Raw genomic sequence first — 18,019 nt, 5'->3', positions numbered from 1 at the left:
GAGGAGGTTACCCTCCTCTCATCATACAGATGAATTATTTAGCAATTTTTGCAAAGTATTCAAGAGTACGTACAAGTTGTGCAGTGTAAGACATTTCGTTGTCATACCATGAAACAACTTTAACCAATTGTTTACCGTCAACATCAAGAACTTTAGTTTGAGTTGCGTCAAATAATGAACCGTAAGACATACCTACGATATCTGAAGATACGATTGGATCTTCTGTGTAACCGTATGATTCGTTTGAAGCTGCTTTCATAGCTGCGTTCACTTCATCAACAGTAACGTTCTTTTCAAGAACAGCTACCAATTCAGTAACTGATCCAGTTGGAGTTGGAACGCGTTGTGCAGATCCGTCAAGTTTACCGTTCAATTCAGGGATTACAAGACCGATAGCTTTCGCAGCACCAGTTGAGTTAGGAACGATGTTAGCTGCACCAGCGCGAGCACGACGAAGGTCACCACCACGGTGTGGTCCGTCAAGGATCATTTGGTCACCAGTGTAAGCGTGGATAGTAGTCATCAATCCTTCAACAACACCGAAGTTGTCTTGAAGAGCTTTAGCCATAGGAGCCAAACAGTTTGTAGTACATGAAGCACCTGAGATAACTGTTTCAGTTCCATCAAGAACGTCGTGGTTAGTGTTGAATACAACTGTTTTAACGTCGTTTCCACCAGGAGCAGTGATAACAACTTTCTTAGCTCCACCTGGGTGCAAGTGTTTTTCAGCAGCTTCTTTCTTAGCAAAGAAACCAGTTGCTTCAAGAACGATTTCTACGCCGTCGTTAGCCCAGTCGATTTGTTCTGGATCACGTTCAGCAGAAACTTTAACGAATTTACCGTTAACTTCGAATCCACCTTCTTTAACTTCCACAGTACCGTCGAAACGACCTTGAGTTGTGTCATATTTCAACAAGTGTGCAAGCATAACTGGATCTGTAAGGTCGTTGATGCGAGTAACTTCAACACCTTCTACGTTTTGGATACGACGGAAAGCAAGACGACCGATACGACCGAAACCGTTAATACCAACTTTAACTACCATTCGTGATTTCCTCCTTATGAAAATCAAAAAAAATTTTTGTGAAAAGAGTAACTTGACACAGTGCCAAACATCTTTTAACAGTCTCTATTATATACTTTATTGCATTAAAAAGCAACTATTTCCCAACGAAAAGCAAGATTTATCATAGAGCACGAACATATTTATACGTGTTTTTCACAAAGTCTACATCCCATATAATTTGCCTTTTTCTATTTATATACAAATTCTAGAGCTATAAACAAATAAATGCTCCCCCCTATTTGGGAGGAGCATTCAAGCTTCGATAAATTATGCTTCACCTTTAGCTTTTTTAATGATTTCTTCTTGTACTGATTTTGGTACATCTTCGTAGTGGTCAAATACCATCATGAAGGTACCACGTCCTTGAGTTGCAGAACGAAGAACAGTAGCGTAACCGAACATTTCAGCAAGTGGCACATAAGCACGAACGATTTGGCTTGCACCGTGTGCTTCCATACCATCTACACGTCCACGACGAGCAGTTACGTGACCCATAACATCCCCAAGGTTTTCTTCAGGAACTGTGATGGTTACAAGCATCATTGGTTCAAGGATAGCAGGTTGTGCAGTCTTAGCAGCTTCTTTAAGTGCAAGAGATGCAGCGATCTTGAAGGCAGTTTCAGATGAGTCGACATCGTGGTATGAACCATCGTAAAGCTTCGCTTTCACGTCAACCATTGGGTATCCAGCAAGGACACCGTTCGCCATAGATTCTTGAAGTCCTTTTTCTACTGCAGGGATGAATTCACGTGGAACCACACCACCGACGATCGCATTTTCGAACTCGAATCCTTTACCTTCTTCGTTTGGAGTAAATTCGATCCAAACATCACCAAACTGACCTTTACCACCAGATTGACGTTTGAAGAATCCACGTGCTTGTGTAGAAGCGCGGAATGTTTCACGGTAAGATACTTGAGGAGCACCAACGTTAGCTTCAACCTTGAATTCACGTTTCATACGGTCAACAAGGACATCCAAGTGCAACTCACCCATACCAGAGATAACTGTTTCACCAGTTTCAGGGTTTGTTTCAACGCGGAATGTTGGATCTTCTTCAGCCAATTTTTGAAGGGCAATACCCATCTTGTCTTGGTCTGCTTTAGATTTAGGCTCAACCATCAATTGGATAACTGGTTCTGGAACTTCGATTGATTCAAGGATGATTTTTGCTTTTTCATCTGTCAATGAGTCACCAGTTGTAGTATCTTTCAAACCAACGGCAGCAGCGATATCTCCAGAGTAAACTGTTTCGATTTCTTTACGAGTGTTGGCGTGCATTTGAAGGATACGTCCGATACGTTCACGTTTACCTTTAGAAGTGTTCAATACGTATGAACCTGAGTTCAAGACACCTGAGTAAACACGGAAGAATGTCAAACGACCTACGAATGGGTCAGTCATGATCTTGAAGGCAAGAGCTGCAAATGGCTCTTCATCAGATGCTGGACGTTCTTCTTCTTCGTCTGTATCTGGGTTTACACCCTTGATTGCAGGGATATCAAGTGGGCTTGGAAGGTAGTCAAGGACTGCATCCAACATCAATTGAACCCCTTTGTTCTTGAAGGCAGAACCACAAAGTACTGGGTAGAATTCAACGTTGATTGTTGCTTTACGGATACCAGCTTTCAATTCTTCGTTAGTGATTTCTTCCCCTTCAAGGTATTTCATCATCAAGTCTTCATCAGTTTCAGCAACTGCTTCAATCAATTTTTCACGGTATTCTTGAGCTTGTTCAAGGTATTCAGCTGGAATATCTTCTTCAAGGATATCTGTACCAAGGTCGTTCGTGTAGATTTCAGCTTTCATCTTGATCAAGTCAATGATTCCGCGGAAGTCATCTTCAGCACCGATTGGCAATTGAATTGGGTGAGCGTTTGCTTGAAGACGGTCATGAAGTGTGCTTACTGAGTAAAGGAAATCAGCACCGATTTTATCCATCTTGTTTGCGAATACGATACGTGGAACTCCGTATTCAGTTGCTTGACGCCAAACTGTTTCAGTTTGAGGCTCAACACCTGATTGTGAGTCAAGAACGGTTACAGCACCGTCCAAAACGCGGAGTGAACGTTGAACTTCGATCGTGAAGTCCACGTGTCCTGGTGTGTCGATGATGTTTACTCGAGTGTCTTTCCATTGAGCTGTTGTAGCGGCAGATGTGATGGTGATACCACGTTCTTGCTCTTGCTCCATCCAGTCCATTTGTGACGCACCTTCGTGAGTTTCACCGATTTTGTGAATCTTACCAGTATAGTAAAGGATACGCTCAGTTGTAGTTGTTTTACCAGCATCGACGTGAGCCATGATACCGATATTACGAGTTTTTTCAAGTGAAAATTCGCGTGCCATGAGGTTTGTTTCTCCTATATTTTTTATTTCTATCTTCTATTATAACATGATTTAATAAAAACGGATAGGCAGGACCTACCCGTTCTCAGTGTTTTCATGCTAAGTTTTTGTTCCAACTTGTAAGAAAAGTTGAATTGAACTCGGGCTAAAAGCTTGGAAAATAGATAAGCTTTCCTAGAATCTTTGATTCTTCATCAAGCTTCCTAATTTTCAGTCGCTTTCTTAACGCCCTCAGTATCTTAATCTTACCAGCGGAAGTGTGCGAATGCACGGTTAGCTTCAGCCATACGGTGAGTATCTTCACGTTTCTTAACTGCTGCACCAGTGTTGTTCGCTGCATCCAAGATTTCTTTTGCAAGACGATCAACCATTGTGTGTTCACCACGTTGACGAGCGATGGTTACCAACCAACGAAGTCCAAGGGTTGTACGACGTTCTGGACGAACTTCAACTGGGACTTGGTAGTTAGAACCACCGACACGGCGAGCACGTACTTCAAGTACAGGCATGATGTTTTCCATAGCTGTTTCAAATACTTCAAGAGCATCGTTTCCAGTAGCTTCTTTAATTTGTTCGAAAGCTCCGTAAACGATTGAAGCAGCTGTACCACGTTTACCATCAAGCATAACGCGGTTGATAAGACGAGTAACTAATTGTGAATTGTAAAGCGGATCTGGCAATACATCGCGTTTAGGCGCACGGTTTTTACGACTCATTTCTCTTTATCCCCTTTCCTTATGCTTTTGGACGTTTAGTACCGTATTTAGAACGGCCTTGTTTACGATCGTTTACACCTGCAGTATCAAGTGCTCCACGGACGATATGGTAACGTACCCCTGGAAGGTCTTTTACACGTCCACCACGAAGAAGAACCACGCTGTGTTCTTGCAAGTTGTGTCCGATACCTGGGATATAAGCAGTTACTTCGATCAAGTTGCTCAAACGTACACGAGCGAATTTACGAAGGGCTGAGTTAGGTTTCTTAGGTGTCATTGTTCCAACACGAGTTGCAACACCACGTTTTTGTGGTGAAGAAACGTTTGTTTGAACTTTTTTATGACTGTTGTAACCAACGTTCAAAGCTGGTGATTTAGATTTTTCTACTTTTGATTTACGCGGTTTGCGAACCAATTGGTTAATTGTAGGCATCTACATTCTCCTGTGAATTTTTTTTATTTTTGGTGATGATACACTTGGTGACAGCTACCATCTGTGTGTACTTTTGCAACATTTGTCAGCACGTCCCTGTACACTCTTGAGAGACCAAAAGTAAAAAGTACCGTCTATTATTATAACATGACGGCACTTTGATTGCAAGATGTTTTTTTATTTTTTAAAGAAGTCTAAAAAGTTCATTATTGCCCAGCTTCAGCAGGTTCTTCAGCCCCTGTATCTGCAGCCGGTGCATACTGTTGTTGCTGTTGTGGTTGAACTGTCGCATTAGCTCCAGCTACTCCAGCATTGGCATTAGCGTCTGTTTGAGTCTGCTGTGTTGCCGCTGTGTCACTCTCATAGGTCAGTCCATAATAGTTAGCGATGTATTGGATGCGGGCTTCAAGCGATTGCTTTTGAGTCGCATCTTTGACTTTCTTCACAGCAGCCTGGGCAGCGTTCACAGAATCTTGACTTGGAGTTGTTTCCATTTGAACGACTGCTTTTTCAGCAGCTTCTGTATTTTTCTTTTCTTCCTTCTTTTTTTTTTCTTCCTTTGTTTCCTTTTTTACTGGAAGGGAGCCTGTTTTTTTAGCAGGTTGAATTTCTGTCGTTACCTGGGCAGCCGTATTCTTTTTAACGGTATACAAACCAGCTACCAAAATAAAGGATAGAGACAGAACTGTCACCAAGCGAATCCACAAAGGACTATTATCAAATCGATCTAAAATTCTTTTCACTTTTGATCCTCCTTTGTTGCTCTTAATCAAAGATATTCCCAACTTCGACGCTCAATTTATTTTCTTTTACATCGATGTTGGTCACGCGCAATAAGGATTTGTGTTCGAAGAATTCACGGTCGGTTGCAGCATTATCCGCAAAGACAGCTACACCTGCTAATTCAGAATCGAATTCAGACAAGAGGCTGACCATCCCGTTAACCGTTCCGCCACCTTTAAGGAAGTCATCGACAATCAAGACCCGACTTCCTGCTTTTAGGCTCCGTTTTGAAAGGAACATTTTCTCAATGCGATCTCCACTTGAGCCTGAAACATAGTTGACACTAACGGTTGACCCTTCTGTGATTTTCAAATCACGACGGACAATGACGAATGGAACATTCAAGACATTGGCCACTGCATTGGCTAGAGGAACTCCCTTGGTCGCTACGGTCATGACAGCATCAATCTTCTTATTTCGGAAGGCTTTAGCAATGATGCGGCCAATACGATTCAAAATCTTTGGATTGCTCAAAAGATCAGACAAGTAAATGTAGCCACCAGGAAGGATACGATCACTTTCTGATAGTTGCTTGCAGAGATCTTCAACAATTTCTTTGGATTCTTGATCCGAGATAGATGGCGTAAAGATCACGCCTCCTCCAGCTCCTGTGATGGTTTCAATATTTCCAATTTCCATCTCTTCAAATGCCCGCTTGATAATCACGATATCTTCTGAGATGGAAGATTTGGCAGACTCATACTTTTCCGCAAATGTATTGAGGCTGGTTAATTCATAAGGATGGTTGATCAAGTAATTAGAAATCACGACCATCCGTTCACTTCTTCTTAATTTCATTTTCTCACCATGTAGTTTTTTCTATCATTATACCATAAGAATAGAAAAAAACGAACATTCTGATTTACAGAAGGCCGTTTTTCCCTAATTTTTTTCTTTTTTTTTGGAATAGTTTCCGTATTTATCTCTGTTTTTACTGATCGATATTCGGTTTATAGAAAGATCGGTTTTCCATAGCAAAGATTTTATTGGTCATCTCACCAGGGCCGATTAAGCCAAGTGCTGTCGTCATCATCATCATCTCTGCATCCAAATTATCGATCATATGAATAATCTCTGCTTCCATGATTTTGGGACGAACAGGACTGCCGTATTCCAGCAAGCCATGGTGACTCAAGACCACATGACGAAGGACAATCACTTCTTCTTTTTGATCATCAATCTTCAACTCTTGCAAAGCCTTGGTGATTTCTTCATCGATCAGCGCAATATGGCCAATGAGGTTGCCTCGAACAGTGTACTCCGTATTTTCTGGTCCTGTCAACTCGATCACTTTGGCCAAATCGTGTAACATAATCCCTGCAAAGAGCAAGCTTTTATTCAACTGAGGATAGATATCGCCGATACTATCTGCCAAGCGGACCATGGTCGCCGTATGATAAGCGAGACCTGCTTCAAAGGCATGATGGTTGGTCTTAGCAGCTGGATAGCTATAAAACTCTTTCTCATATTTTCCATAGAGGGCACGGACAATCCGTTGCCAGACTGGATTTTCAATTTTGAAAATCATGTTTGACAAGTATTCATGCAATTCTTTAGGATCTACTGGTGGTTTTTCCTTGAAGTCTGCTGGATTGTTGGGCTCTCCTGCTTGTGGCAAGCGCATGTTTAATTGGTTGACTTGCGGAGTATTATTGTAAACTTCTCGACGTCCAGACATATGGACCACGCGCCCAGCCATAAAACTTTCTACATTGTGAGGTTGAGCATCCCATAGTTTGCCTTCGATCGTACCGGTCTCATCCTGGAAGACAAAGGCTAAGTAGTTCTTCCCAGCCCGCGTTTGACGCACTTCTGCTGTCTTGATCAAATAGAATCCTTCGAACAATTCATCTTTTTTCATTTGGTTAATTTTGACCATCATCTTCTCCATCTTCTATATATACATCTAGTCCCAGCAGGTCTTCATCGCTTTCGATTTGGCGGAGCGTCCGCTCGATGGCACTGGTCCGTCTGGTTAGCAAATCATCAATATTATTGGAAGCATTCTTTAAATGACGCTGGGTCTTAGCGAGAATCCCTCCAAACTTATGGAATTCTGATTTGACCGATCCTAACACTTTACTGATATCGTCTGCACTTTTTTGAATATTGAGCGTTTTAAAGCCGACAGACAAGGAGTTCAAAAGGGCAGATAGCGTGCTTGGACCAGCTACTAAAATTTGTTCTTCCCGACGCAAGCGATCGAAGAATTCTGGATTGCGAACGACTTCCGAATAAAGGCCTTCGGTTGGCAAAAAGAGAATTCCAAAATTAGTTGTCGCTGGCGGAAAGAGGTATTTTTGTTGGATATCTTTGGCAAAACGCTTGATACTAGCAAGAAGGGCCTTGCGGTAACGCTCGATCTCCTCTTTCTCTCCTGATTCATAAGCTTCTTCCAGACGATAGTAGTCTTCCAGTGGGAATTTAGAGTCAATCGGCAGATAGACTGGCTCCTCTCCTTGTCCCGGAAGCTTAATGGCATATTCCACGCGCTCACTGGATTGAGGAACGGTGACAAACTCCCGCTCATACTGGGCTGGTGTCAAGATATCTTCAATGATTTGACCCAGTTGCAATTCGCCCATAATCCCACGGGTCTTGGTGTTCGAAAGAACTTTATTGAGAGTTCCAACATCTCTCGCCACCGTCTGCATTTCTCCCAACCCTTTGTTGACCGACTCCAATTGTTTTGAAACCGTCTCAAAGGAGGTCTGCAAGCGGTGTTGTAAGGTTTTCTCCAACTTTTCTTCTACCGTTTGGCGCATCTGTTCTAGCCGCACTTCATTGGACTCTTGGATCTGGCGCATGCGCTCATCTGTTTTGTCCCGATTTTTGGTGAAGTGCTCATTCATCTCAGCGCGCAGAGCTGTCGTCTGCTGGTGGATCTCCACTCGCATCTCGGTCAAGCGATCTGTCAGGGCAATCTCTAACTGTTGATTGGCAATCTGGCTTGCTTGTCTTTCTTTTTCAAAACGATAGTCCAACTGGTCTGTCAAATGATCCTCGTGGTCTTCCAGCATCTCTCGTAAAGCCGGTCTTGTATCATCTGACCGTTGCAAGAGATAGATGAGGAGGCCCAGATTGAGCAGGCCAATCAGAAGCAGAATGATATTCATATTAACCTCTGTCTTTACTATAAACTATGACAAGATAGCCACGGTCGAGACTCACTTGAATCGGTTGATCTAAAAATTCATTGGAGCCATACATGGCCTTCAAAAAATAATTCTCCGGATGGAGCGGATACTTGGCCCCTGTGATCTCTACGCGACCTTGTCCGACAGGCATAAAACCAACATAGGGCTTAGTAGGATCTGGCTGAATCTCATGACAGCCAACTGGTCTGTAAATCAGACGATTTTGACCATCGACTAATTGGATCTGCTCCATATAGGGAGCTAGGTCTGGATCGGTCGGCAAAAAGATATTAGACAAAAAGTGATCCAAGCGACCACCAAAGGCACCGTAAACTGTGACTGTAGCATCTGGATAGGCTTCAAAGACTGCTTTCAAGGCCAATTCCAAATCCGTATCGTTCTTTTCAGGGACGGACTGAATCACTTGCTTGGCTTGGGTGCGGATCTTGCTCAAATCAGTTTCAGAAATGGAATCAAAATCCCCCACAGCCATATCTAAAGACAAGCCTTGTTCCAGCAACTTCAAACAGCCTCCATCGACACCTACGTATAGCTCTTGATCTTTTGGTAGTAGTGAAGAATCTCCACCTGCCAATACTCCTATATTAACCATTGATGGCATCTCGGAGCGTTTGCACACGCTCATTGACATCGCCGTTAAAGACATAAGAGCCCGCTACAAAGACATTAGCTCCTGCTTCTTTTGCTTGGGAAATACTTTGGCCATCAATTCCGCCATCGACTTCGATATCAAAGTCTAAGCCTTTCTCTTCACGAAGAGCTGCTAATTCGCGCACCTTGTCCATTGTTTCTGGAAGAAAGGCTTGGCCACCGAATCCTGGATTAACGGTCATGACCAAGACTTGATCCACCAAGTTCAAGACGTGTTTGATACTGTCTACAGGAGTTCCTGGATTAATTACAACACTAGCTTTCACACCGGCTTGACGAATTTTTTGAAGAGCTCCATGGATATGAGGAGTCGCTTCCACATGAATGCTGATGATATCCGCACCTGCACGGGCAAATTCTTCAATGTGGTGTTCGGGATTGGTTACCATCAAGTGGCAATCAAAGACCAACTTGCTATGCGGACGCATACTCTCTACGACTCCAGCTCCAAAGCTGATATTTGGCACAAAATGACCATCCATGACATCGATATGAGCATAGTCAGCTCCAGCTGCTTCTAAGCGTTTCAACTCACTTTCAAAATTGGCATAATCTGCACTCAAAATTGAGGGTGCTAGTTTCATTGTTTTCATTCTTCTATTGTCTCCTATTTTGGCATTTTTTTCGAAACTTTTTTATAGGTTTCGCGACGGTTTTCAATCTCACTTAGAAATTGCAAGTAATCCTCATATCGGAAAGTCGCAATTTCTTCTGTTTCAACAGCTGGTTTCACTGCACAAGCAGGCTCATGCGTATGAGTACAGGTACGAAATTTACAAGAGTGGCTCACGTCTGCGATTTCTGGAAAGGCTTGATTTAAATCTTCACTGGTTGTCACTTCATAATCAAGGGATGAAAAACCTGGTGTATCCGCAATCTTTCCTCCATTTAAATGGTAAAAGCTGACAGCTCGGGTCGTGTGTCGACCACGCCCCAGACTATCTGAGATTTCACCCGTTTCAAGTTCTAAATCCGGAGCGATTTTATTGAGCAAGGTTGATTTTCCGACACCGGTCTGTCCCATAAAGACGGTGGTTTTATGGGTTAAAAGGGGCAAAAGTTCCTCAATCGACAAGACAAAATCATAGCCAATGGCCTGATAGATTCCTTGGTAGTAGTGGATATCTTCCATATCTTCTAACAAGTCCAGTTTTGAAATATAGACAATGGGATGAATCCCCTTGTGTTCTAGAAGGACCAGAAAACGATCCAAGAGATTGGCGTTGAAATCCGGCTCCTTAGCCGACATGATGACTACTGCCTGATCAATATTGACAATTGGAGGGCGCACGAGGCTATTTTTTCGAGGGGCAATACTCAAAATGTAGCCTTCCGAATTCTCTTCAGCAGAGAACTCCACCTGATCCCCCACATAAGGAGTCTCTCCTTTTTTTCTAAAATTTCCACGAGCCCGTGTCTGGTAAATATGGCCGTCTGACTCCACATAGTAGAAGCCAGCCAAGGCCTTGACGATGGTTCCTTGCAAATCGCACTCCTTTGAGATTAATACTATCTATTATACCAAAAAATGAGAAATAAGGCTGGATTGCTTGATAAGAAAATCTGCAAACACTTCCCGTAACAGGTTGTAGTCTCATATTGTCTATGGTTTTCATGTTAGGGACTTTGACGTGTTTCCTTTTTTTCCTTGGCAATTTTCCTAAAAAGTGTATAATAGAACTATGCGGAGGTGGTGGAACGGCAGACACGCATGCTTCAGGCGCATGTGCCCCTTCGGGCGTGAGGGTTCAAATCCCTTTCTCCGCATCTTGGAAAGGTGGCCCAGCTTGGTACGGCACCGGACTCGAAATCCGGCAAGTGGATTTTCTTCACGCGCGGGTTCAAATCCCGTCCTTTCCTTACGATGCAAATAAGCCATAGGTTATAACCTATGGCTTTTCTGTTATTTTATTCCTGCTTCTAGAAGGCCATCTGCTAAGCGGGCGAAGTCTTCTAAACTAAGAGCTTCTCCTCGTACAGATGGTTGCAGGCCTGCAGCTTCGATCCCGGCTTCCAGTTTGGCTTTGATTTCTTCGGTCTTGCCAAAGCGACTGGTCAAGTTGTTCCAAAGCGTTTTGCGGCGGTGGACAAAGCTAGCCTTGCTGACAGAGAAAAAGAAATCTTCATCCTTGACGGTTACTGCTGGTTCTTCACGACGGACCATCTTGAGGATGGCAGAGTCGACATTTGGCGCTGGCACAAAGACAGTGCGAGGCACAATAAAGGCTACCTTAGCCGTCATATAGTATTGGACTGCAATGGACAAAGACCCGTAAGCCTTGGTGTTGGGCTCAGCTGAGATGCGATCTGCTACCTCTTTTTGCATCATGACCACAAATTCTTGGAAAGGAATTTTAGACTCGATCAAGTGCATGAGGATGGGAGTCGTGATGTAGTAAGGAAGGTTGGCTACTACCTTAATTGGAAGCTCTGGATTTTTAAACTCTGCGATGTACTGGTTGAGGTCTACCTTGAGGATGTCTTGGTTGACAACCGTGACATTGTCAAAATCACGCAAGGTATCCGCTAAGATAGGAACCAAACGGTCATCAATCTCAAAGGCCATGACTTCTGCGGCATTTTCTGCCAAAAACTCAGTCAAAGCTCCAATTCCGGGACCGATTTCGATAACATTGACCTGCTTATCAATCTCAGCCGTATCCACAATTTTTTGAAGGATGTTGGTATCGGTCAAGAAGTTCTGACCGAAGGATTTTTTAAAGGTGAAGCCATGGCGTTCAAGGACTGCCTTGGTCACGCTATAATCTGCAATTCTCATTTTTTCTCTTTTCTAATCCGTTTAGTGTGAGATATACTCTCTCTTTTTTCTCCGCAGGCTAATCTAACAGTCTTCCACAAAGGCATTCTGCTCCGCTTGATAAACATAAGCCTCCCCGTTCTTATCTAAGATGGTTTCCAACAAGGGCTCCATTTCCAAGGCGTCTTCAAGACTGATAATGGTGATCTTAGATGAATCATCCAAATCTTCCTGGGACTCAAAGCCTGTAAAGAATTGCCAACCACTATCTTGTGGATGATGAGGGGCATCGTGAATCGCCCAATTAATCTCACGTCGTAGGAAGCAATCCTTGGTAATCATGGCTCCTTTTTGTGTATCAAGATTCAGCGGAGGAACCATCAGGCTTGCAATATGTTCCCGTGCAAAATCCAGCTCATCTCCAAGCTGGATGGAGGTAATATAAGCGGGTTGATTGGTTAAACGTCCTTTGAACTTCCCATCGTGGATTTCAGTGAGTTCGACCCACATACGCTCTGCTCGACACCCATTCTCCAAGACTGTATCTAGCACAAAGATAAGGCGAACCTGGTCCCCAAGCTTCAATTGGTTGATTTCTTCTTGGCTCGGAATCAAAAAATGTCGCGGGTTCTTATGGTGCTCTGCTTGAACATTCTCCAAAGAAAAGCCTATCGCTTTTTTCTTATCTTTAAATAGGTCGAACAATCCCATCTTCTACCTCTATCTCTTTTTTAATAACTGGCCATCGTTTCTTCGACTTGGGCCAAACAAATTCCAAACAACTCCAAGCGTTTGAGCAATTGCTTGCCATTACAGTAGCCGATACGCAAGGATTCGCCTAGATATTCCCGTCGTTTGCGACTGTCACTGCCCATCAGCAGACCGAGCCGCATCAAGTCCGACTTGGTAATATCAAAGAAATGCTCATCTTCATAAGAACCTACGAGTCCAGATAGGGCCTTCTCTAAGTCTTCAAAGCTGGCATGCTCCACTCCCAAGGAACGCCCCTTGGTTCTGGATTTTGGTACTGCTTCGCCACGATTTAAAAAGGCATGCTTGGCTTGCGGAATTTCTTGCATGATAATCTTACGAATGCGCTCCCCATTGTAATCCGGATCCGTAAAGACAATGACTCCACGCAACTCTTGCAAGATAGCAATTCGTTCTAGGTCATCCTGGTCAATCGCAGAGCCTCGCGTTTCATAGGTATCCACCTCGTAATAGCGTTTCAGATTGGCCGTATCGTCCTTGCCCTCCACGACAATCACTTCTGGTATTTTTCTTTTCTCAGTCAAGGCCAAATACCTTTCTTGCATTGTCATAGGTTGCCTGAGCCACTTCTTCTGTTGTCACTCCACGAAGCTCTGCAATAAAGTCTACGACATAACGGGTATAGGCTGTTTTATTTTCACGGCCCCGCTTAGGAACAGGAGCGAGATAGGGGGCATCTGTTTCGACCAAGATTTTGTCCAAAGGTAACTCTTTGGCTGCTTCCTGAATGTCTGTCGCCTTCTTAAAGGTCACCACGCCAGAAAAAGAGATCATCATTCCCAGATCCATGAAGCGTTTAGCTTCTTCTAGACTTCCCGAGAAAGAATGCATGATCCCACCTCGAGGTCCCACTCCTTCACTCTTGATAATGGCATAGGTATCTTCTAGCGCATCACGCGTATGCACTACAAAAGGCAAGTCCAGTTCCTTAGACAGCTGAATCTGACGACGGAAAACTTTCTCCTGTACTTCTTTAGGTGCTGTCATCCAGTGGTAGTCCAGACCGATTTCTCCTAGCGCAACGACCCTGGGATGTTTCAATTGTTCAAGCAAGTAGGCCTCTACCTCAGGACTATAATCGCCCGCCTCAGTAGGATGCCAACCAAGGGTGAGATAAACTTCTGGGTGCTGGTCTGCCAATTCTAAAGCTCGCTCAATGGTCGGTTTGTCAAAACCAACGATATTGTGGGCTACAACACCCATTTCTTTGGCCAAGTCGAGCTCTTCTTGTTCTTTTCCTGCGAATTCTTCCACATTGAGATGGGTGTGGGTATCAAAAATCTGCATGATCTTCCTTTTCTTCCGAGTTTTTCTTCTTTCTATTATAGCAGAAAGCGCCTCTAAATTCACTTTCGGACAAAACAAAAACCAGTAGTCTCGAGTTTCTACTGGTTTTTAGGTTTTTATCTGAATTAGGCAGCCAAAACTTTGCGTCCTTTACGACGACGAGCTGCCAATACGCGACGACCATTTTTAGTTGCCATACGGTGACGGAAACCATGTTTGCGCGCACGACGAAGTTTACTTGGTTGATAAGTACGTTTCACGATGAATACCTCCTCATAGATTTTGTATTCGTTTAGCCGGCTAGTTGTGATCAGTTACTAAACATACTTTACTATTCTATCGGATTCAGCGCTATTTGTCAATAGCTATGAGAAAATTGTTGCAAATGGAGCTCTGAGAATTCTTTAGTATACCTAACGCGTAGCTAAATAATAGGGTTCCAGAGCCACCAGCGCCTCTTGCAACTGATCTAGGATATCCTCAAGAGAACCCTCCTTGACTAGAGAAACATCGTATTTGACGAGAACCTTACGAACCACCCCTTCTGCTACTGCTTGCAACAGATCATGGCGATTACTTTCTGTCCCTTCTACTCTTCGACTCTCCCCGTTTTCCTGAGCTAGATAATAGACTGGCTGAGTGATGGGTACAGATAGAACCTTGTGTTGCTTTTGTATGCTCTGCTCATCTTTTTTTCTCTCAATGAAGCTCACCTCTAGGGAAACACCAAAATCAGTTGCGTCTCCATAAAGTCTCAAAGCAAACATGGGTTCTGCCATCGTCCCTTCACCTTTTAGATAGGCCCAAAAATGAGGCCGCAAGATCTGAGCCTGATTCATCCACTGGCTGGTTCGATTTTGCTCCAAGTAGGGGTGACGCTGCTGAAAGGCTGAGACCAAATTAGTGAATTCCTTACGAGCTGCTTGAGCTAGGGCGCGATACCGCTCCATCTCTGGGGCTAGCTCCCCTGCTTTTGCCGGAGCCTGGTATTTCATTCCTTGAAGTTTTAAAAACTCTCGAATCGCTATAAATTCCATTTGCTTCCTTTCTAGTCCCAACAAAAAGGGAGAGATCGGCTCAACCCCGTCTCTCCCTTATGGGAAATAATAGCTAGATTATCCTTCGATGTCTACCACAACGTAACGGTTTGGTTCTTCCCCTTCAGAGTAGCTAGTGACTCCTTCCATCTTAGAGACGATACGGTGAATGATTTTGCGTTCACTGTTTGACATCGGATCTGTCTGTTGGGCTTGCCCATCTTCGAGGGCACGCGTTGCCAACTTCTGAGCATAGCTTTGAAGAACTTCTGCCCGGTGTTCTACATAATCATTAACATTAATGGTAATGTAAAAATTCTTCGAGTAGCGATTATAGAGGTAATTTTGCGCCAAGAGTTGAAGAGCCTTCAAGACTTTTCCGTGGTAACCAATCACGCGCCCTGGCTCATTGGTATCAATCTGCATATTAACCGTACGGCGGTTGTGGCTACTTGAAATAGTTGCATCCACATCCATCTCATCGACCACTGTTTGAACATAGGCTGTCACATCCGCAACGACTTCTTCAACATTGTAGTTTTCCTCTACTTCGATACCAAGGTTTGAGAAATCCGACTCATTTGTTTCTTCCACCGTCGACTCTTTGACCTTCTCAAGGATATGTTCATGCCCTTTTTCTTCAAGAACGGTATCTGCTTCTTTGTCATGCTTTAGGATTTCTGTCTTGATTTCTTCAGAGACAACTTCTCCCTCTTCTTCAACCTTCTTGATCGCTGCTACGACACGGCCAAGATCGACCGTTGCTTCGCTCACCGTCTTCACCGGTTCGTTTTGCGCATTGATCTCGTCTGGTACTCCTTTGACAGCTTTTTGGTTAGCTTTCACAACAGTTGTTTCTGCAATGGGCTCAATCTCTACTTGGGCTGGTTTTTTCCCAAACAAGCCAAGAAATCCTTTCTTCTCACGTGCTACAACCGTAATATGCGCCTTCAAACGGGGAATATCTAAATCGTTTAGGCCTTTTTGAATGGCTTCTTCAACAGTTGCTCCAGTATATAGGACCATATGTCCACCTCTTTCTTATTTTTTCTTTTTCTGTGCTTTGTTTAGGGCACGACGTTTTTGTTTTTCCATATCTCGTGAAGCTTGCTCTTTTGCTTCACGCTCTGCAATAATCTTGAAGGGGTTATTCAAGAGATAGGTTTGCCCGACTTGGTAAGCATTGGAAGTCACCCAGTATAGTGCGACCCCACTGGCTGAGAACAAGGCAAAGAAGAAGATCATCACAGGCATCACATACATCATGGTTGTCGCACTACCATTGCGCTCTGGCATGGCTTTATTGGTCAACCAACTGCTGAAAAATGTGAAGAGTGCTGCAAGAACTGGCAAGATATAAGTCGGGTCGATCGCGCCAAGGTCCAACCAGAGGAAGTGACCGACTTTAAGAAATTCGACACGGCTCAGCGCTTGGAACAAGGCCATCAAGACCGGCATCTGGATCAAGAGAGGAAGGAAGGCTGAAGATGTTTTGACGCCTTTTTCCTTGTAAAGGGCCCGCATCTCCTCTGAAAGCTTGGTCCGACTATCAAGATCCTTCCCAGGATACTTAGCTTGCAATTCCTTGAGGAGGGGTTGAATTTCCTGCATCTTGCGGGTTGAATTCATTTGATACTGGAAGAGGGGCAAGAGGACCGTCCGAATCACAATGGTGAAGACGATAATCCCCACACCGATACTTCCTCCAAAGGACAAGAAGCGGATGGCTTCTGCAAAGAAGTAGACGAAGCGTTCCCAACCACCTGTCGACTGAGCTGTCACTTGAGAGGTCCCACAAGCCGTCAAGACCAATAAGGCCGCTCCTAATAATCCAGTTAACTTCAGTTTCTTTTTCACTTTATTCCCTTTCTTGGTAGACATGCGCTAATTTTAAGACATGTACAAGATTTTTCTCTACTTGATGAAAGTCGAGCTCCTCCACTCCTTTACGAGCAATGACAACAAAATCATCGGTCGTAAGGAAGGCTTGGTGTTTGATCAAAACATGGCGAATCAAACGTTTGATGCGATTTCTAGTTACAGCATTTCCCAGCTTCTTACTAACAGACAGGCCGACTCGAAAATGCGGTTGGTCTTTGCGCAAGCGGTAAACAACGAATTTCCGATTGGCAACATTTTGACCACTTTTAAAAATAGCATTAAAATCTTTGTCACGTTTGACGCGGTAGCTTTTTTTCAAACCTCAACTCCCTCTTTTAAATTTATTCTATTATACCATATTTTCAAAAAAAACCAATCTCCCTTAGGAAATCGGTTGCTATTTGAATACAGATAAAAGTAAAGGCAAGGTGTAGTAGAGATTGAGCAAGATATGAGCTAAAATTGGAGAAAGGAGCGTCTTACTCCTATAATAAAGAGTCCCAAAAATCAAACTCGGCAGGAGATAGAGGATAGAAGCTCCTAGCGAAAAAGGAGTGTGGAGAAAATGTAGGCCACTGTAGATGAGGGCTGGAAGCCAAATCTCAGCATAGAGTTTCCAGCCTTTGAAGTAGGCATTTACCAAGGCTCCACGAAAGATCAGCTCTTCTGTCACCGGTCGGATGACGACCATTGCAATCACCAGGATGAGCACCCCTGTGGAACTTATTTCCCTAGGAAAGAGACTCAAAACAGCTGCCCGTCCTTGAACAAAACCACTGATGAAGTAGTCCAACCAGTAAACCAAACAGGCCGCAAAAACGCCTTCTATCAAAGCTCGAAGAGGGTCCTTTCCCAGCTTAAACTGCGCTTTTTTAGAAAAACGGTAGACCAAAAATCCTGTAAAGACTGCATAGAGGCCTTCTAGGCCAAATAAGGTCCAATAATAGCTATTGGCGCTTGCTACACTATTGGAGACATACTGGGCCAAAGGGCGGAATTGTGGCCGAACATAAAAGTAAAACAAGAGTAGAAAGAGGGGGTATAGTAGTGAGAGCTTTCCTTTGATGAATTTCATAGAGACCTTTCTTGTAGAGGATGACAAATCGTATAGTGCATCTTACCATAATCG

General features: G+C 43.7%; 21 protein-coding genes and 2 tRNA genes. 2 read left to right on the top strand and 21 right to left on the bottom strand.

Translation table 11 applies throughout. The features are described 5' to 3' along the window. Positions 1-34 precede the first annotated feature (34 nt). The 11 genes from gap to rsgA form a co-directional block, all read right to left on the bottom strand. On the bottom strand, positions 35-1,045 hold the full coding sequence (gap, locus tag AB5Y61_RS01365) for a type I glyceraldehyde-3-phosphate dehydrogenase (RefSeq protein WP_006151032.1): 1,011 nt from the start codon (positions 1,043-1,045) through the stop codon (positions 35-37). Between the two features lie 288 nt (positions 1,046-1,333). Further along, on the bottom strand, positions 1,334-3,415 hold the full coding sequence (gene fusA, locus AB5Y61_RS01360) for an elongation factor G (RefSeq protein WP_368402773.1): 2,082 nt from the start codon (positions 3,413-3,415) through the stop codon (positions 1,334-1,336). Positions 3,416-3,660: 245 nt separating this feature from the next. Then, complete coding sequence (gene rpsG / locus AB5Y61_RS01355; RefSeq protein WP_003003105.1) at positions 3,661-4,131, bottom strand: 30S ribosomal protein S7; 471 nt, start codon at positions 4,129-4,131, stop codon at positions 3,661-3,663. A gap of 19 nt (positions 4,132-4,150) precedes the next feature. Further along, positions 4,151-4,564: a 30S ribosomal protein S12 gene (rpsL, locus tag AB5Y61_RS01350; protein WP_001142332.1), complete on the bottom strand. Its 414-nt coding sequence runs from the start codon at positions 4,562-4,564 to the stop codon at positions 4,151-4,153. 206 nt (positions 4,565-4,770) lie between these two features. Then, the gene (locus AB5Y61_RS01345; RefSeq protein ID WP_368402771.1) at positions 4,771-5,307 is read right to left on the bottom strand and encodes a hypothetical protein; all 537 of its coding nucleotides are present in this window, start codon (positions 5,305-5,307) and stop codon (positions 4,771-4,773) included. 22 nt (positions 5,308-5,329) lie between these two features. After that, positions 5,330-6,145, bottom strand: coding sequence for a pur operon repressor (gene purR / locus AB5Y61_RS01340; protein ID WP_368402769.1), 816 nt, complete (start codon positions 6,143-6,145; stop codon positions 5,330-5,332). A 133-nt stretch (positions 6,146-6,278) separates the two neighbouring features. After that, positions 6,279-7,226, bottom strand: coding sequence for a 3'-5' exoribonuclease YhaM family protein (locus AB5Y61_RS01335; RefSeq protein ID WP_368402768.1), 948 nt, complete (start codon positions 7,224-7,226; stop codon positions 6,279-6,281). Further along, entirely contained in the window at positions 7,213-8,463 is a 1,251-nt protein-coding gene (locus tag AB5Y61_RS01330) for a DNA recombination protein RmuC (protein WP_368402766.1), read from the bottom strand. The genes AB5Y61_RS01335 and AB5Y61_RS01330 overlap by 14 nt, the downstream gene beginning before the upstream one ends. Position 8,464: 1 nt before the next feature. Next, positions 8,465-9,097, bottom strand: coding sequence for a thiamine diphosphokinase (locus AB5Y61_RS01325; RefSeq protein ID WP_368402765.1), 633 nt, complete (start codon positions 9,095-9,097; stop codon positions 8,465-8,467). Next, positions 9,090-9,749, bottom strand: a complete 660-nt coding sequence (gene rpe / locus AB5Y61_RS01320; RefSeq protein ID WP_315377180.1) for a ribulose-phosphate 3-epimerase — start codon at positions 9,747-9,749, stop codon at positions 9,090-9,092. Before rpe ends, AB5Y61_RS01325 begins: the two co-directional genes overlap by 8 nt. Positions 9,750-9,763: 14 nt before the next feature. Then, complete coding sequence (gene rsgA, locus AB5Y61_RS01315; protein WP_368402764.1) at positions 9,764-10,642, bottom strand: ribosome small subunit-dependent GTPase A; 879 nt, start codon at positions 10,640-10,642, stop codon at positions 9,764-9,766. Between the two features lie 198 nt (positions 10,643-10,840). On the opposite strand from rsgA, the gene AB5Y61_RS01310 reads away from it, so the two are divergent. Together AB5Y61_RS01310 and AB5Y61_RS01305 are read left to right on the top strand one after the other, a co-directional pair. Continuing rightward, positions 10,841-10,923, top strand: a tRNA-Leu gene (locus AB5Y61_RS01310). A gap of 4 nt (positions 10,924-10,927) precedes the next feature. Continuing rightward, positions 10,928-11,016 (top strand) — tRNA-Ser (locus tag AB5Y61_RS01305). A gap of 43 nt (positions 11,017-11,059) precedes the next feature. On the opposite strand, the gene rsmA is transcribed toward AB5Y61_RS01305, so the two are convergent. From rsmA to AB5Y61_RS01255, 10 genes are all read right to left on the bottom strand, one after another. After that, a complete protein-coding gene (gene rsmA / locus AB5Y61_RS01300) occupies positions 11,060-11,935 on the bottom strand; it encodes a 16S rRNA (adenine(1518)-N(6)/adenine(1519)-N(6))-dimethyltransferase RsmA (protein ID WP_368402763.1) in 876 nt (291 codons plus the stop codon). 63 nt (positions 11,936-11,998) lie between these two features. Beyond that, entirely contained in the window at positions 11,999-12,625 is a 627-nt protein-coding gene (locus tag AB5Y61_RS01295) for an immunity protein Imm33 domain-containing protein (protein WP_368402761.1), read from the bottom strand. 20 nt (positions 12,626-12,645) lie between these two features. Beyond that, entirely contained in the window at positions 12,646-13,230 is a 585-nt protein-coding gene (gene rnmV / locus AB5Y61_RS01290; protein WP_368402922.1) for a ribonuclease M5, read from the bottom strand. Further along, positions 13,202-13,972, bottom strand: coding sequence for a TatD family hydrolase (locus AB5Y61_RS01285; RefSeq protein WP_368402759.1), 771 nt, complete (start codon positions 13,970-13,972; stop codon positions 13,202-13,204). Before AB5Y61_RS01285 ends, rnmV begins: the two co-directional genes overlap by 29 nt. A 125-nt stretch (positions 13,973-14,097) precedes the next feature. Next, complete coding sequence (gene rpmH / locus AB5Y61_RS01280) at positions 14,098-14,232, bottom strand: 50S ribosomal protein L34 (RefSeq protein WP_003003086.1); 135 nt, start codon at positions 14,230-14,232, stop codon at positions 14,098-14,100. 153 nt (positions 14,233-14,385) lie between these two features. Next, complete coding sequence (locus AB5Y61_RS01275; protein ID WP_368402757.1) at positions 14,386-15,009, bottom strand: HI_0552 family protein; 624 nt, start codon at positions 15,007-15,009, stop codon at positions 14,386-14,388. A 78-nt stretch (positions 15,010-15,087) separates the two neighbouring features. After that, on the bottom strand, positions 15,088-16,035 hold the full coding sequence (gene jag / locus AB5Y61_RS01270; RefSeq protein WP_368402755.1) for an RNA-binding cell elongation regulator Jag/EloR: 948 nt from the start codon (positions 16,033-16,035) through the stop codon (positions 15,088-15,090). A 15-nt stretch (positions 16,036-16,050) separates the two neighbouring features. Beyond that, positions 16,051-16,866 carry a YidC/Oxa1 family membrane protein insertase gene (locus AB5Y61_RS01265; RefSeq protein WP_003015944.1) on the bottom strand — a complete coding sequence of 272 codons (816 nt, stop codon included), beginning with the start codon at positions 16,864-16,866 and terminating at the stop codon, positions 16,051-16,053. A 1-nt stretch (position 16,867) separates the two neighbouring features. After that, complete coding sequence (gene rnpA, locus AB5Y61_RS01260; protein WP_003002960.1) at positions 16,868-17,209, bottom strand: ribonuclease P protein component; 342 nt, start codon at positions 17,207-17,209, stop codon at positions 16,868-16,870. Between the two features lie 78 nt (positions 17,210-17,287). Then, complete coding sequence (locus tag AB5Y61_RS01255) at positions 17,288-17,965, bottom strand: lysostaphin resistance A-like protein (RefSeq protein WP_368402753.1); 678 nt, start codon at positions 17,963-17,965, stop codon at positions 17,288-17,290. Between the last annotated feature and the right edge of the window lie 54 nt (positions 17,966-18,019).

It is taken from the genome of Streptococcus parasanguinis (genome assembly GCF_040908565.1).
GTDB classification, from domain to species: domain Bacteria; phylum Bacillota; class Bacilli; order Lactobacillales; family Streptococcaceae; genus Streptococcus; species Streptococcus parasanguinis_AC.
Note: the sequence above shows the minus strand (reverse complement) of the source record. Positions and strands in the feature narration are given on the sequence as shown.